Origin of the sequence: Deinococcus rhizophilus (assembly GCF_030271215.1) — a bacterium.
In the GTDB taxonomy this organism is placed as follows: Bacteria; Deinococcota; Deinococci; order Deinococcales; family Deinococcaceae; genus Deinococcus; species Deinococcus rhizophilus.
Map to the genome: position 1 here is coordinate 1 of NZ_JASNGB010000069.1, position 14105 is coordinate 14105.

Annotated in this window: 15 protein-coding genes and 1 pseudogene; 5 read left to right on the forward strand and 11 right to left on the reverse strand. The window is 72.5% G+C overall.

What is annotated here, in order from left to right:
• Both chrA and QOL99_RS08825 read right to left on the reverse strand, forming a co-directional pair.
• Nucleotides 1-459, reverse strand: a 459-nt coding sequence (chrA, locus tag QOL99_RS08820; protein ID WP_285523088.1) for a chromate efflux transporter, incomplete at its 3' end; no start/stop codon positions are given.
• 170 nt (nt 460-629) lie between these two features.
• Nucleotides 630-1724 (reverse strand): acyl-ACP desaturase, encoded by a 1095-nt coding sequence (locus QOL99_RS08825; RefSeq protein WP_285523089.1) that lies wholly within the window; start codon nt 1722-1724, stop codon nt 630-632.
• A gap of 141 nt (nt 1725-1865) precedes the next feature.
• Here QOL99_RS08825 and QOL99_RS08830 point away from each other — a divergent pair, with 141 nt between their 5' ends.
• From QOL99_RS08830 to QOL99_RS08845, 4 genes are all read left to right on the forward strand, one after another.
• Nucleotides 1866-2021 (forward strand): hypothetical protein, encoded by a 156-nt coding sequence (locus QOL99_RS08830; protein ID WP_285523091.1) that lies wholly within the window; start codon nt 1866-1868, stop codon nt 2019-2021.
• Nucleotides 2018-2485, forward strand: a complete 468-nt coding sequence (locus tag QOL99_RS08835; protein WP_285523093.1) for a peroxiredoxin — start codon at nt 2018-2020, stop codon at nt 2483-2485. The genes QOL99_RS08830 and QOL99_RS08835 overlap by 4 nt, the downstream gene beginning before the upstream one ends.
• Before the next feature lie 74 nt (nt 2486-2559).
• The gene (locus tag QOL99_RS08840; protein ID WP_285523094.1) at nt 2560-4353 is read left to right on the forward strand and encodes an ABC transporter ATP-binding protein; all 1794 of its coding nucleotides are present in this window, start codon (nt 2560-2562) and stop codon (nt 4351-4353) included.
• 88 nt (nt 4354-4441) lie between these two features.
• On the forward strand, nt 4442-6256 hold the full coding sequence (locus QOL99_RS08845) for an ABC transporter ATP-binding protein (protein WP_285523095.1): 1815 nt from the start codon (nt 4442-4444) through the stop codon (nt 6254-6256).
• Between the two features lie 11 nt (nt 6257-6267).
• Here QOL99_RS08845 and phoU read toward each other — a convergent pair whose 3' ends face one another.
• The 8 genes from phoU to cdaA form a co-directional block, all read right to left on the reverse strand.
• Nucleotides 6268-6912 carry a phosphate signaling complex protein PhoU gene (gene phoU / locus QOL99_RS08850; RefSeq protein ID WP_285523097.1) on the reverse strand — a complete coding sequence of 215 codons (645 nt, stop codon included), beginning with the start codon at nt 6910-6912 and terminating at the stop codon, nt 6268-6270.
• 50 nt (nt 6913-6962) lie between these two features.
• On the reverse strand, nt 6963-7937 hold the full coding sequence (locus tag QOL99_RS08855) for a sensor histidine kinase (protein WP_285523099.1): 975 nt from the start codon (nt 7935-7937) through the stop codon (nt 6963-6965).
• Nucleotides 7934-8623 (reverse strand): response regulator transcription factor, encoded by a 690-nt coding sequence (locus tag QOL99_RS08860; protein WP_285523101.1) that lies wholly within the window; start codon nt 8621-8623, stop codon nt 7934-7936. The genes QOL99_RS08855 and QOL99_RS08860 overlap by 4 nt, the downstream gene beginning before the upstream one ends.
• An 84-nt stretch (nt 8624-8707) precedes the next feature.
• Entirely contained in the window at nt 8708-9136 is a 429-nt protein-coding gene (rsfS, locus tag QOL99_RS08865) for a ribosome silencing factor (RefSeq protein ID WP_285523103.1), read from the reverse strand.
• Entirely contained in the window at nt 9133-10482 is a 1350-nt protein-coding gene (locus QOL99_RS08870; RefSeq protein ID WP_285523105.1) for an LCP family protein, read from the reverse strand. Before QOL99_RS08870 ends, rsfS begins: the two co-directional genes overlap by 4 nt.
• Nucleotides 10479-11087, reverse strand: a complete 609-nt coding sequence (gene yqeK, locus QOL99_RS08875) for a bis(5'-nucleosyl)-tetraphosphatase (symmetrical) YqeK (RefSeq protein ID WP_285523107.1) — start codon at nt 11085-11087, stop codon at nt 10479-10481. Before yqeK ends, QOL99_RS08870 begins: the two co-directional genes overlap by 4 nt.
• Nucleotides 11088-11194: 107 nt before the next feature.
• Entirely contained in the window at nt 11195-12157 is a 963-nt protein-coding gene (locus QOL99_RS08880; RefSeq protein ID WP_285523113.1) for a CdaR family protein, read from the reverse strand.
• A 5-nt stretch (nt 12158-12162) separates the two neighbouring features.
• Complete coding sequence (cdaA, locus tag QOL99_RS08885) at nt 12163-12996, reverse strand: diadenylate cyclase CdaA (RefSeq protein WP_285523109.1); 834 nt, start codon at nt 12994-12996, stop codon at nt 12163-12165.
• Nucleotides 12997-13112: 116 nt separating this feature from the next.
• On the opposite strand from cdaA, the gene QOL99_RS08890 reads away from it, so the two are divergent.
• Nucleotides 13113-13793: a metal-dependent hydrolase gene (locus QOL99_RS08890; protein ID WP_285523111.1), complete on the forward strand. Its 681-nt coding sequence runs from the start codon at nt 13113-13115 to the stop codon at nt 13791-13793.
• Nucleotides 13794-13847: 54 nt separating this feature from the next.
• Here QOL99_RS08890 and QOL99_RS08895 read toward each other — a convergent pair.
• Nucleotides 13848-14105 (reverse strand): annotated as a pseudogene (locus QOL99_RS08895) (ribonuclease H); the annotation flags it as partial.

Consider the following 14105-nt stretch of genomic DNA (forward strand, 5'->3'; position numbering starts at 1 on the left):
CCACAGCACCAGCAGGGCCGCCACCCCCAGCGCGAGCGCCGCCCGCACCCGGTCCGTCCCCACCAGGCTGCTCCACATCCCCGCGACCGCCTGCGCGACCACGGCGACCGCCGCGACCTTCAGCCCGCTGAGCCACCCGGCCTCCGCTCCACCCCCGAAGCGGGCCACGCCCAGCGCGAAGGCCACCATCAGCAGCGCACTCGGCAGGGTAAAGCCCAGCCACGCGGCCAGCAGGCCCCACCCGCCCGCCCGCAGCAGCCCCAGCGCCATGCCGACCTGACTGCTCGCCGGACCCGGCAGAAACTGCGCCAGCGCCACGAGGTCGGCGTAGGCCCGCTCGCTGAGCCAGCCCCGGCGTTCCACGAACTCGCCCCGGAAATAGCCCAGGTGCGCGACTGGCCCGCCGAAACTGGTCAGCCCCAGGCGCAGAAACACGAAAAAGACCTCCAGCGTTCGCATCTGGAGGTCAGCTTAAAGCGGTGCCCAGAAAGGTTGCCGCACCTTTCTGGGCCGAACGGACTTGCAAAGCTGCGAAGCAGAGTGAGCAGCCGTAAAAAGGGCGGCGTGGAGTGGAGTTGCCGCCCAATCTACGCGGTAACGGAGCGGAGCGCCGCCGTAGGGCGAGAGGGTCAGTCGTCGGCCGCCTGCCCTTCCTTCCTGGGCACTTCCGGGTTCTCCACGAACTCGGTGGGGTCGAAGCGGTCGAAGCCGATCTCCTTCTCGTAGTCCTGAATCTTGACGTGCAGGCGCCGCACGTCGCCCTCGATCTGGCCGTAATCGAAGGTGTCGAAGATGGCGGTGGTCTTGTGGTTCTCGCCCTCAAAGTCGGGCACCTCGCGGGTCTTTTTGATGCCTTCTTCCAGGGCCTTGCGGCTCTCGATGCCGAGGTTGCGGAAGGCCACCTGCATCACGTCACGCTGGAAGTCACGCGGGCCGTAGATTCCGGCGCGGTAGACGGTCTCCGCGAAGTCCTGCCAGTCGGGGACCAGCCCCGAGGCGGGCATGGAGAAGCCGCCGATCACGTTCTTGATGGCGTCCAGCGTGCGCTCGGGGTAGTAGTAGAGGTACATCCGCACGCCCTCGAGGAAGAAGTTGTAGTGCGCCGCCTCGTCCACCGCGATGGTCTGCGCGACCTTGGCGAGCACAGGGTCGGAAAAGCCCGCGTACTGCGGTTTCTCGCTGCGGCCCTGCGCGATTTTCATCATGTTCAGGTAGTTGAGCTGGGTGGCCCGCTCCTGAAACACGGTGTACACGATGTTGTGGATCGCGTCCGGGAAGGGAAGTTCCCAGGTTTGCGACCGCAGACGCTCCTTGTACTCCTCGATCCACTCGGGGCTGCGCTGGCCGCTGAACAGCACGGCGTTTTCCCAGGCGTCGGCGTGCTTCTCCTCCTCGCTGCCCCAGCGGAGCTGGAAGTGGCTGCGCCCGTGCGAACGCCGCACGAGGTTCACCAAGCTGGAGGTGAAGTCGGGCGCGTACTGCTCGACGGCGAAGAAGCCCTGAATGACCGTGACGATCTCGGGGGGCAGGTCCTGACGCAGCTTCAGCCACTCGAAGGAGCGGTCGGGATTCCAGTTGCGCGTCTCCTGGCTGCGGGCGGTGTACCAGCGGTAGAGGCCCAGGAAGCCGCGCTCGATCAGGCGGTCTTTCTCGGCGTTGCTGAGCAGCCCGGCCGGAGTGCGCGGGCGCTCGTTGAGCATGTTGGGCGGCAGGACATCGGCCATGGAAAACACTCCTTGTGAGGCGGCGTGCGCGTGGCAGTTCGCCGGAGGGTAGGGGAGGGGGAAGTTACCCTGACAGGCTACGGTCCCCCCACCCCACGCCGCCGTGAACTGGGACGCGGTTTAACTTGACCCTCGCCCGCCGTGGCCCCCCACCCGGCGCGGGACAGAAGGCCAGCGACGGTCCTGACCCTGACAGCGGCCCTGACGACCCTGCTGGGCGCGAACCTGCTGGGCGGCGCGGTGAGGGGTCGGCGCGACAACCCCAGCCCGCCGCACCCGCCTACACTCTGGGCATGACCTCCCGCCAGAGCCTCGTCGGTCAGCCCGCGCCGGACTTCACGCTGCCCTCCACGTCGGGGGAGACGGTGACCCTCAGCAGCTACCGGGGGCATCAGCATGTCGTGCTGGTTTTCTACCCCCTCGACTTCAGCCCGGTGTGCTCCATGCAACTGCCCGAGTATTCCGGGCGGCAGGACGACTTCGCGGAGGCGGGAGCGGTCGTGCTGGGCGTCAACCGCGACAGCGTCTACACCCACCGGGCCTGGGCCGCCGAGTACGGCATCGAGGTGCCGCTGCTGGCCGACCTGAACCTGAACGTGGCGCGGCAGTACGGCGTGGCGATCGACGAGCGCGGGGTGACCGGGCGGGCGGTGTTCCTGATCGACAAAGGGGGCGTGGTGCGCTTCGAGCACGTCGAGGCGTCGACCGGGGACTACACCGTGCGCCCCGAGGTGGTGCTGGGGAAGATCCGGGAGCTGTAACCGGCTCGCGGCAGCGGTCCCACTGCGCCACACGGCGGATGCTCCTGGCCTTCCCCGCGCACTAGCCTGGGGAAATGCCGGACGCGCCCCCCACTTCTTCCACTCCCCCCCTGCGCGGCGGGTCACTCGCTGTCCTGCGGGACTACCTGGGGCCGCTGAAATGGCAGGTGGCGGGCCTGGCGGCGCTGCTGCTCTCGGGAGTGGGCCTGAGCCTGGTGCTGCCGCAACTGCTCGCCCGCTTCGTGGACACGGTGCGGCTGGGGGCAGGGGCCGACGTGGGCCTGCTGGTGCGGCTGGCGGGCTTTTACCTCGCGCTGGCGGTGGGGGTGCAACTGCTGAACGCCGGGGCCACCTACCTGGGAGCGCGGGTGGGCTGGACCGCCACCAACCGGCTGCGGGTGGACCTGCTGCAGCACATGCTCTCGCTGGACATGCGCGAGCACAAGGAACGCACCCCCGGCGAGATGATCGAGCGCATCGACGGCGACGTGACGGCCCTGAGCAACTTCTTCTCGCAGTTCGCGGTGCGCGTCTTCGGGGCGGCGCTGCTGCTCACGGGCGCGGTCGTGATGTTCTACCTGACCGACTGGCGGGTGGGGCTGGGCGTGACCGCCTTCGTGCTGGTCACCCTGGTCGCCATGAACCGCGTGCGCAGGCTGGGTGTGGAACCCACCCGGCTGGAGCGCGAGGGCAGCGCCCGGCTGTTCGGCTACGTGGAAGAACGCCTCGCCGGGCTGGAGGACCTGCGTTCGCTGGGCGCGGGCGGGCACCACCTGCGCGGCTTCCTGCGGGTGCAGGGCGACTTCTTCCGGCGGGCCACCTACTCGTGGCAACGCCGCAGCGTGGTGTGGTGGCTGAGCATGATCCTGTTCGCGGTGGGCTACGTGGGCATTCTGGCGTCCGCCATCGGCCTCTACGCGGCGGGCGCGATCACGCTGGGCACCGCCTTCCTGATGTACCAGTACATGAGCATGGTGGAAGAGCCCATCGACCAGCTCACCCAGCAGCTGCAGGACCTGCAAAAGGCGGGGGCCAGCCTGGGCCGCATCTCCGAACTGCTCGCCCTGCGCTCCGGGCTGCCGGAGGGGGACCGCGAGCTGCCGGACGGCCCGCTGGACCTGCGTTTCGAGGGGGTGGACTTCCGCTACGACCCCCAGGACCCCACCGCGCCCGCCGTCTTGCAGGGCGTGTCCTTTCACCTTCCCGCCGGGCAGACGCTGGGGCTGCTGGGCCGCACCGGGAGCGGCAAGACCACCCTGACCCGGCTGGTCTCGCGCCTCTACGACCCCACCGAGGGCCAGGTGCGGCTGGGCGGCATGGACACCCGTGACGTGCGGCTCGCCAGCCTGCGCTCGCGGGTCGCCGTCGTGACCCAGGACGTGCAACTGTTCCAGGCCAGCGTGCGCGACAACCTCACCTTCTTTGACCCGGCCCTGCCCGACGAGGCGGTCGAGGCCGCGCTGCACGAGGTCGGCCTGGGCGAGTGGCTGGGGCGGCTCGCCGAGGGCGTGCGGACGCCGTTGCCCACCGGGAGCCTCAGCGCAGGGCAGGCGCAACTGCTCGCCTTTGCGCGGGTGATGCTGCGCGACCCCGCCGTGATCATCCTCGACGAGCCCAGCAGCCGCCTCGACCCGGCGACCGAGGCCCAGCTTACCCGCGCCATGACCCGGCTGCTGTCGGGCCGCACCGCCATCGTGATCGCCCACCGCCTCGACACCGTGGCCCGCGCCGACCGGATTCTGGTGCTGGACTCGGGCCGGATCGTGGAGGACGGCGCCCGCGCGGTCCTCGCCGCCGACGGGCAGAGCCACTACGCGGCGCTGCTGCGGGCCGGAACGCTGGCCGAGGACGGGGGGGTGCTGGCGTGAGGTGCGTGGCCGGACGGCCGCTTCACCCCGGCGCTTGCTCCTCCGCCTGCCCCGAGCCACCCGCCACCCGCCCTCCCCGGAGCCTCCCATGACCCCCAGCACGCCCGCCGCCACTCCTCCCTCCCGCACCCTCGCGCTCTCGCGGCGGCTCTTTGCCTACCGGCCGGGCCTGTTCGCCTTCAACCTGTTCATGTGGGCGCTGGTCCACGTGTCGCCCGCCCTGCTCACGCTGGCGGTGAGCGACGTCTTCGGGCGGCTGGAGGAGGCCGACGCCCTGCGGCGGGCCGGGGAGCCGGGCGCTGGTCCTCTGATCGCGGCGGCCTGGGTCGCGCTGGGGTGGTTCGCGCTGGCGCGGCTGGGGCGCTTCGGGGCGTTCTACGCGGCGTTCCGGGCCTTTACCGAGCTGTGGTACACGCTGGACGCGCTGCTGCGGCGCAACCTGCTGGGCTACCTGCTGACCGCGCCCGGCTCGCGCCGATTGCCCGACACCCCCGCCGAGGCGGTCAGCCGTTTCCGCGACGACGTGGACGACGTGGCTGCCTACACCGAGGTCTGGCTCGACAGCCTGGGCATCGCCCTGTACTGCGTGCTGGCGGTCGTGCTGATGGCGCGGGTGGACCCGGTGATCACGGCGCTGGTCTGCACCCCGCTGGTGCTGATGATCGTCTTTGTCGGGCGGCTCTCGCCACGCATCCGCACCTACCGCCGCCGCATGCGCGAGGCGACCGCCCGCGTGACCGACTTTATCGGGGAGACCTTCGGGGCGGTCAGCGCCGTCAAGCTCGCCGCCCGCGAGGAACCCATGATCGCCCACTTCGCCCGGCTGGGCGAGACCCGGCGGCACGCGGCCCTGCGCGACGTGCTGCTCACCGAGCTGATCCGGGGCGTGAACGTCAACATGGTCAATCTGGCCGTGGGGCTGGTGCTGCTGCTGGGGGCCAACCAGGTGCGCGGGGGCGGGATGCGGGTGGAGGACTTCGTGCTGTTCATCGGCCTCTTGCCGCGCCTGACCGGAAGCATGGGCTTTTTCGGGGACGCCATCGCCCGCCACCGCCGCACCGGGGTGAGCTACGACCGCATGACCCGGCTGCTGCAGGACGCGCCGGGGAACACCCTGGTGGACCACCATCCCCTCTACCTGCGGGAGGAGCCGCCCGTCCACGGCCAGCCCGCACCCGCCCTCCCGCTGGAGGAACTGCGGGTCGAGGGGCTCACCGCCCACCACCCCGATGGCTCGGGCGTCACGGAGGTGAGCTTCACCCTGCGCCGGGGCGAGTTCGTGGTCGTCACCGGGCGCATCGGCAGCGGCAAGACCACCCTGCTGCGGGCGCTGCTGGGGCTGATGCCCAGGGGCGGCGGGCGCGTCCTGTGGAACGGGGAGGAGGTCGCGGACCCCGCCACCTTCTTCGTGCCGCCGCGCAGCGCCTACACCGCGCAGCTGCCCAACCTCTTTTCCGACACCCTGCGCGAGAACGTACTCACGGGGGGCGACCCCGAGCGCCTGAACCGCGCCGTGCGGCTGGCGGTGCTGGAGCCCGACCTCGCGCAGCTTCCGCACGGGCTGGACACCCAGGTCGGGGCACGCGGCGTCAAGCTCTCCGGCGGCCAGATGCAGCGGGCGGCGGTCGCCAGGATGCTGGCCGCGCCCGCCGACCTGCTGGTCTTCGACGACGTGTCCAGTGCGCTCGACGCCCGCACCGAGGCCGAGCTGTGGGACGGCCTCTTCCGCGAGACGGACGCCGCCTGCCTGGTGGTCTCGCACCGCCGCGCCGCCCTGACGCGGGCCGACCGCATCCTGCTGCTGGAGGGCGGCCGCCTGACCGGGGAAGGGACCCTGGCCGAGTTGCTGGAGCGCAGCCCCGAGATGCGGGCGCTGTGGGCAGAGGAGGGGGTGGGGGGGTAGTTGCCCCGCCGCTACCCCTCCCGCTGCCCGGTCACCCAGTAGCGCACCCGCTCGGCCACGTTCTCCATGTGGTCCCCCACCCGCTCCAGGCTGCGGCCCACCCGCATCAGGGTGAGGGCCTTGGAGATGTGGCGGGGGTCTTCGAGCATGTAGGTCACGAGTTCGCGCTGGGTCTGCTCGTACAGCTCGTCGACCTCGTCGTCCATCCGCAGGGTCGCCTCGGCGCGGGACACGTCGCGGTCGGCGATGGCGGTGCGGAGGTTCTGGCTCATCTCCGAGAGGCGCCCCAGCATCCGCGCGAGGTTCACGTAGCGTTTCAGCGCCGGAGCCTGCGCGAGTTCAGCCCCGTCCTGAGCGACGTGCACGACGTAATCGCCCATCCGCTCGATGTCGCTGAGGCTCTTGAGAATCAGGGCCACCAGCCGCAGGTCCCGCGCGACCGGCTGGTGCAGGGCGATGATCCGCAGGCACTCGGCCTCGAGCCTCACCTCCAGCGCGTCCACCTCACGGTCGATGGCGCGGACCTCCTCCAGCCGCTCGGGGCGGGCGTGCAGCAGCACGTCCCCCGCGATGGGAAGCATCCGCTCGACGGTGCCCAGCATGTTCAGGGCGCTGTTCAGGACGTTGCGGAGGTCAGTGTCGAGGGCTTCACGCATGGGGACTCCTTGGGAAGAGGGCACGGCAGGTGGGGGCGGGGGTGGGCGGTCTACTCACGGTGCCCCCCGCCCGGCAGGGTGAAGCAAAAGGCGTTGCGCTCGCCCCGGCGCTCGGCCCAGACCTGCCCGCCCCAGCCTTCCACGATGGACCGGACGATATACAGGCCCATGCCGCTGCCCTGCCCGCCCGCGCCGGGGCCACGGGTATGGGCGCGGAAGAGGCTGCCCGTGCCCTCCAGCGCGGGGCCGTGGTCGAGGACCGCGACCTCCACCCAGGCCCCGCGCCCCGCCGTGACGACCTCCACCGCCGAGGCGGGGGGGCCGTAGCGCAGCGCGTTTTCCACGAGGTTGAGCAGCACCTGCAGCAGCTTGTCGGGGTCAGCGCGGACGAGGTGGTCGTCCCCGAAACAGAGGGTCGCTCCCCGCGCCGTGACCTCGGGGGCCAGCAGCCGCCCGGCCCGCGCAAAGGCTTCGGCCAGCGGCAGGGTGCGGGCGCGGGTCGGCCGGAAGCCCACGGCGAGGTCCTCGACCAGCCGACCCAGCCGCTCGACCTCCTGCAGCCCCTGCCCCACGAACTTGCGGGCCAGCTCGGGGGGCAGGTCGTACTCCAATGCCTCCAGCACCCCGCGCAGCCCGGTGACGGGCGTGCGGAACTCGTGCGAGAGCACGGCCGCCGCCTCGCGCAGCTCGGCCTCGCGGCGGCGGTGCTCGGTCACGTCCTCCACGATCAGCGCTCCGGGTTCCCCCGCCCCCGCGCGGGTCGCGGTGCAGCGCAGGGTGCGGCCCGCCATCTCCAGTTCCAGTTCGCCGCCGCGCTCCGCGAGCGCTTCCAGGGTGTGACGGCGCACGACCTCCAGCAGCGGGCGCCCGGCGGCCCGTTCCTGCGGCACCCCCCACAGCCGGGCGGCGGCGGCGTTCACCCGCAGGACGGTGGGGGCGCCGCCCGCCGAACCGAACAGCAGCACGGCCTGCCCCAGCGCGTCTATCCAGGCGTCGGGGCAGGGGGTCGCGGCGGCGGCCGTCACGCCTCCTCCGTCCAGGGGCGCATGCGGTAGCCCTTGCCGCGCACGGTGTCCAGGAAGCGGGGCCGGGCGGGGTCGTCTCCCAGGTGCGCCCGCAGCTGGGTCACGTGCTGGTCGACCGTGCGCTCGCCCCCCAGGAAATCCGGTCCCCACACCCGGTCGAGCAGCTCGGTCCGCGAGTACACCCGCCCGGTGTGCGCGGCGAGAAAGGCCAGCAGGTCGAACTCGCGCCGGGTCAGCGGCAGGCTCTGGCCCGCGAGCCGCGCGTCGGCGGCCCCCAAGTCGAGGACGAGGGGGCCGTTGGAAAGCTGGGGAGGCGCGTCGGGCAGCGAGCGCCGCAGCAGCGCCCGCACCCGCGCCACAAGTTCCGCCGCCGAGAAGGGCTTGGTGAGGTAATCGTCCGCGCCCGACTCCAGCCCCTCGACCCGCTCGGCCTCGGCGGCGCGGGCGGTGAGCATCAGCACCGGGAGGCGCCGCAGTCCGGGGTCCGAGCGCAGCCGCCGCAAGAAGGTCAGGCCGCTCTCGCCGGGCAGCATCCAGTCCAGGACCAGCGCGTCGGCGGTGCCCAGGGCGTCTTGCGCCGCCGGGACCGTCTCGAAGGCGCTGACCCGGAATCCGGCCCGCTCCAGATGAAAGCGCACCACGTCGCGCACGGTGCCCTCGTCCTCGATCACGACCACGTGGCTCATCGGTCCTCATTCTGCGGGCGGGAGGGTCAGGGGCGTGTCAGGAGGGAAGGGGGCGGCCCGGCCGGGGAGGTCAGGTCAGGGTGGTCAGGCGGTGGTGCCGGTGCGCGGGGCGTCGTCCCCGGGGCCGCCGTCCTCGGGAAACTCCAGTACGCGGGCGTCGCTCCACAGGCCCTCAAGGTCGTAGTACTCGCGGGCGTCCCTGGTCATGATGTGCACCACGACCGAGCCGCCAAAGGCCAGCAGCAGCCAGCGCTCGCTGGGGCCCTCCACGCTGGGGCGCGGCAGCCCCGCCGCCTGCGCCTTCTCGCGGATGTTCTCGTGCACGGCGTTGAGCTGCAGGCCAGCGGTGGCGGTGCAGATCACGAAGTATTCGAGGGTGCTGCTGACCTCGGTGAGGTCGAGCACGGCCACGTCCTCGGCGCGGCGCTCGCGGGCCGCGTCCACGATGGCGCGGAGTTGCGCGTGCAGTTCGGTGTCGCTGTGGTTCTGAAGGTCACTGTGGGAGCGGGTCATGGGGTCTCCGTGGGGGTGGGTAGGGTGTCGGGGGAGGGCGGCAGGGCGCTGAGGGCCGCGAGGCTCTGCCGGGCGTCCGCACCCAGCAGGATACCTACCTCACCCGCCGCCACGGGAAACCGCTCGCCCTGAAGCCGGGGCAGCCCCAGCGCGTCGGCGAGTTGCGAGGCCGCCGCCACGTCCGGCCCGGTGACGACCTGACTCGCCTCGCGGCTGGCGGGAACCGTCTCTGCGGTCACGCGCTCATAGCCCAGCCTCCGCAGCGCCCCCGCGAGCCGGTTGCCCAGGTCCGCGCCGCTCGCGTCCCGGATGCGCACGCCCACGTCCGCGAGGTCGGTGGGGTCCGCCGGGGTGGACGCGTCCGCCTCGCCGTCGGTGCCCCAGACCTGCGCGAGCGCTTCCGGGTTCACGGCGAGGTTGGAGGTTCCCGGAATCGGGGTGGTGGGCAGGGTGGCGAATCTCAGCCGCAGGTCGGGCAGGTAGGGCAGCAGGGTGGTCAGCAGCGCGGGGTCGGCGTCCGTCTCCACCCCGTTGCCCACCCCGCCCAGGATGGTGGGCAGCGCCGCCAGCCCCTGCGCGGAGGTCAGGCGCGAGGCGAGCTGCGTCAGCGCCTGCTTCTGGTGGTCGATGCGGCCGTAATCGTCGCCCACGCCCTTGCGGACGCGCAGGTACAGCACCGCCTGCTCGCCGTTCAGGTGGTGGTTGCCGGGCGAAAGGCGCAGGTCCACCCCCGCCGCCCGGTCCACCCACTCGATGCCGCCCTCCGGCACCGTCACGTCCAGCCCGCCCAGCGCGTCGATCACGCGGGCCACGTAGTCGGTCCGCACGATCATGTGGGCGTCCACGCTCTCCCCGGTGATCGTCTCTGCGGCCTGCACCAGCGCGGGGGTGCCGCCGCTCCAGTAGCGCCCGTTGACCTTCTGCTCGGACCATCTCAGCTCCGGGTCGAAGGGACCGACGTTGGTGTCGCGCGGGATGTTCAGCACGTTGACCGCCGAGCCGTCCACCTTGACCAGCATCAGGGTGTCGGTGTTGGGGGGTTGCAGCAGGCCGCTGCGCTGGTCCTGATCCGCGCAGGGGGTGCGGTACGCGCAGTATACGATGTCGCGCCCGGCCACCAGCAGCGTGAACTGCGGCACGCCCCCCGCCCCCACCCCCGAGGCGTCTCCCGAACTGCTCAGCACCGCGAGGCCGCCCAGGGACAGCGCCGCCAGGGTCAGCCCGCCGAACTGCGCGGCCCGCACGCCGCGCCGGGAACGGGGTGGGGGGGCCTGCGGGGAGGCAGGAGCCGCGAAGTCGAACTGGAAGGTACCCGGCCCGCCGGGACCCGTGGGAGGCTGGGTCATGAGACGCCGGGCAGGTCGCAGGCAGGAGAGCGCAACTCCGGCAGCGCGTGGTAGGACCGCAGGGTGCGCGGATGCACCTGAATGCCCCGGCCCTGCAGGTAGGTCACCTTGGAGACGATGGCCCGGTTGAGCGCCGCGCCCAGGTCGCACAAGGCGAGTTCGCGGATATCGGCATTCACGCCCCGCCCGGGTTCCGACACGTCCGCGATATACACGCAGGCCGCCACCAGATTCCCGCCGCGCGGCCCGGTCGTGTGGTCCTCCACGGCCTCCAGCACCACGGAATCCGGATAGCCCCAGCGCTCCAGCAGGGTGCGGGCCGCCCGCCCGTGCAGGGCGAGGGGATGGCCGACGTCGATGGCGCACTCGGGCGGCGCGAGGCGCAGCAGTTCGGCATCCGGCAGGTCACGGGCGATGTCGTGCAGCAGCCCGGCCGCGTAGGCCCGCGCCTCGTCCAGCCGGTTGGCGCAGGCGATCTGGCAGGCGAGCTCGGCCACCCGCAGCACGTGCTCGTAGCGCCGGGGCCTCACCATCAGGCGCACCCGTTCGTCCCAGCCCGCCAGCTCGGCGAGGGGGTGCCGGGGAAATTTCAGCTCCGCGATCATAGGGCCGCGTGGGTCAGACGCCACACCATGCGCGGAGTATACGCCCCCCACCCCCGGAGTGTGGAGGGAAGGTCGCGGTCTCCCGTGCATCTTGATCCAGCCTGGAGTCACGGCGCCTGCTCCTCCCCGGCAGATTCCGGCGCGGCCTCCTGCACGGTGAGCCGCACGCTGACCTGCTCCAGCGCCTGCGCCCCAGCGGGCAGCTGCAGGGTGACCGGGGCCGAGTAGCTGCCCACCCGGTAGGGCACGCGGCCGGGAATCTCCCGCAGCCGGGCCAGGAGCTCCGGGTCGGCGACCACCCGCACCCCGGCGGGCTGCACGCTCAGCGCCGTGACCCGCAGGCCGGGCGGGGGGTCGCCCAGGACCACGGGCAGCGTCTTGACCGGGACCTCGCCGCGGTCCACCCGGCGCACGGTGACGCTCGCCGGGGTCAGGGTAAGGCCCGCGACGGGTTCGCCCCGCTCGTCGAGGGCGATCAGCGCCGCCTCCCGCGTCTCGCCGGGACCGGGCGAGACGGGCGCGTTCACCACCCGCGCGGCGGTGGCGACCACCCGGCCCGGCCCGCTGACGATGACCTGCGCGGGGGTCACCTCGTAGCGCGGCAGGCTGTTTTCCGGCGGGTTCGCCACGCTGAGGGTCACCCCCAGCGTGCGGGTCACCAGCGCGTCCACGAAGCCCTGCACCCGCTCGGGCACCAGCCGCTGCAGGGCCGTCCCGGTGGGCGCCTGCACCCGGACCGGACGGGTAAAGCTGCCCTCCGGCACCCCGGTCACGTCCACCACGGCCTCGATGCTGTCGCCGCGCAGCTCGCGCAGGCGCTCGGGCCGCCCGCTGAGGTACACCCGCACGGTGGGCGGGTTGAGGTCGCGCACCGCCCGCTCGCCCGCCCCGCGCTCGGCGGTGGTGTCGCTGACCGTCACGGGCACGTCGTAAGCCTGCTCCACGTTGGCGCGGCGGTCGGTGGTCGCCACGAACCACAGGGTCAGCGCCGTCCCCAGCGCGAGCAGCTTGGGCAGGAGGTTATGCAGGAAGCGCCGCCACAAGCGTCCCGGGGACCAGCGCCCCGCCATGCCCGTCACGCGGACCCCCCACCCTCGCTGCCCGGCGCCCGGCCCGGCTCGGGGGCCTCGGCCCGGCGGGCGAAGGGCAGGTCCCCCAGCACGGGGCGGTCGTACAGCAGCGCCCGCAACTGCTCGCGCAACTCGGTGCCGTTGAGGTCCGGTCCCAGCCGCCCGGCGAGCGCGACGCGCATGCTGCCGCGTTCCTCGCTGGCGACCAGCACGACGGCGTCGGTCACCTCCGAGAGCCCGATGGCCGCCCGGTGCCGGGTCCCGTAGCGGCGGTAGGTGCCGTCCCCGGGTTGCAGCGGAAAGAGGCACCCCGCCGCCACCACCCGCGACCCCTGCACGATCACGCCGCCGTCGTGCAGCGGGGCATTGCGGGCAAAGAGCGCCTCCAGAAAGGGCACGCTGATCACCGCGTCGATCTGCACCCCCGTCGCCGCGTATTCCCCCAGCGGCGTGCGGCGCTCGATGGCGATCAGGGCCCCCGTCTTGCGCTCGGCCAGCCGCTCCAGCGCCCGCGCGAGGTCCTGCAGCGCGGCCCCGCTCGGCCCCGTCTCGCGCCCACGTGGGCGGCCCACCCGCTCCAGCGCGGCCCGCAACTCGGGCTGAAAGAGCACCACCAGCGCAAAGAGCCCCACCGTCCCCGCCCGCCCCAGGAGGTAACTCAGGGTGGTCAGTCCCAGCAATTCGGCGGCCGCCCACACGGCCGCGAACACCACGATGCCGCGCAGCACGTTGACCGCGCGGGTCCCCACCACCAGCAGGTAGCCCTGATACACCAGAAAGGCCACCAGCAGCACGTCCAGCACGTCCCGCAAGCTCACCGAGCCGGGAATCAGGGACATGGGCGGCGCTTCCCGGAGCCGCCGCATACAGGGGCCTGCGGCACGCCGCCCACTATACGCGGGGGGAAGGCGGGGGCCGGGCGCCGCCCCGCTAGGCCGCCCCGCTAGACTGCCGCATGGAACTGCGTTTTCTGGGCCACAGCACCTTTCTGCTCTCGCACGGGGGGCACCGCGTCCTGATCGACCCCTTTCTGGCCGGGAATCCGGGGTGCCCGGTCACGCTGGAAGAAGCCCTGGGCTGGAACGTCAGCGCCGTGCTGATCAGCCACGCGCACGGCGACCACTGGGGGAGTGCCCTGGACTTCGGGCGGGCCGGGGTGCCGGTCATCGGGACGGCGGAGATCGGCGGCTACGCGGCGGCGAACGGGGCCACAAATGCCATCGGCGCGAACATCGGCGGCACCGTGCGCGGCGAGTGGGGCAGCGTGTATTTCACCCCCGCGTGGCACTCCTCGTCCTTTCCCGACGGCACCTACGGGGGGATGCCCACCGGGTTGGTGGTCGAGATGGGGGGCAAGCGCGTCTACCACGCGGGCGACACCTCCCTCTTTTCCGACATGCGCCTGATCGGGGACCGGGGGCTGGACGCGGCGCTGCTGCCCACAGGCGACCACTTCACGATGGGGCCGGAGGAGGCCGCCCGTGCGCTGGAGCTGCTGCGCCCGCGCGTGGCCGTACCCATGCACTACGGCACCTTCCCGCCGCTGACGGGTGACCCGCAGGTCTTCGCGGCGGCGGGCCGGGCGCAGGGGGTGGACGTGCGGGTGCTGAAGCCGGGGGAGACGACGGAGCTGTAAGCGGTCAGCCTGAGCCCGCGCTGCTGACGGCTGGAACCTCAGGGCTGACCCCTCCTACGCCATCCCCTGAAACTGCACCTCGACCCCCTGCCCGTCGGCCGTCTGCCGCGCCTGGGCCAGCGCCGAGTGCGCTCCGGGCAGCAGCGCCCGCTCGGGCCGTTGCCACAGCGCCTGCGCGAGTTTGCTGGCCCGCCGCACGGTCAGGTGCTCGCCGGGCCGCGCCAGCGTGATCGCCGCGATGAGGGCCTGGGCGCTGGGCGGCACGTCTGAGAGGGGGTCGAGCGGCACGTGCGCCGTGACCCGCTCCCCGGG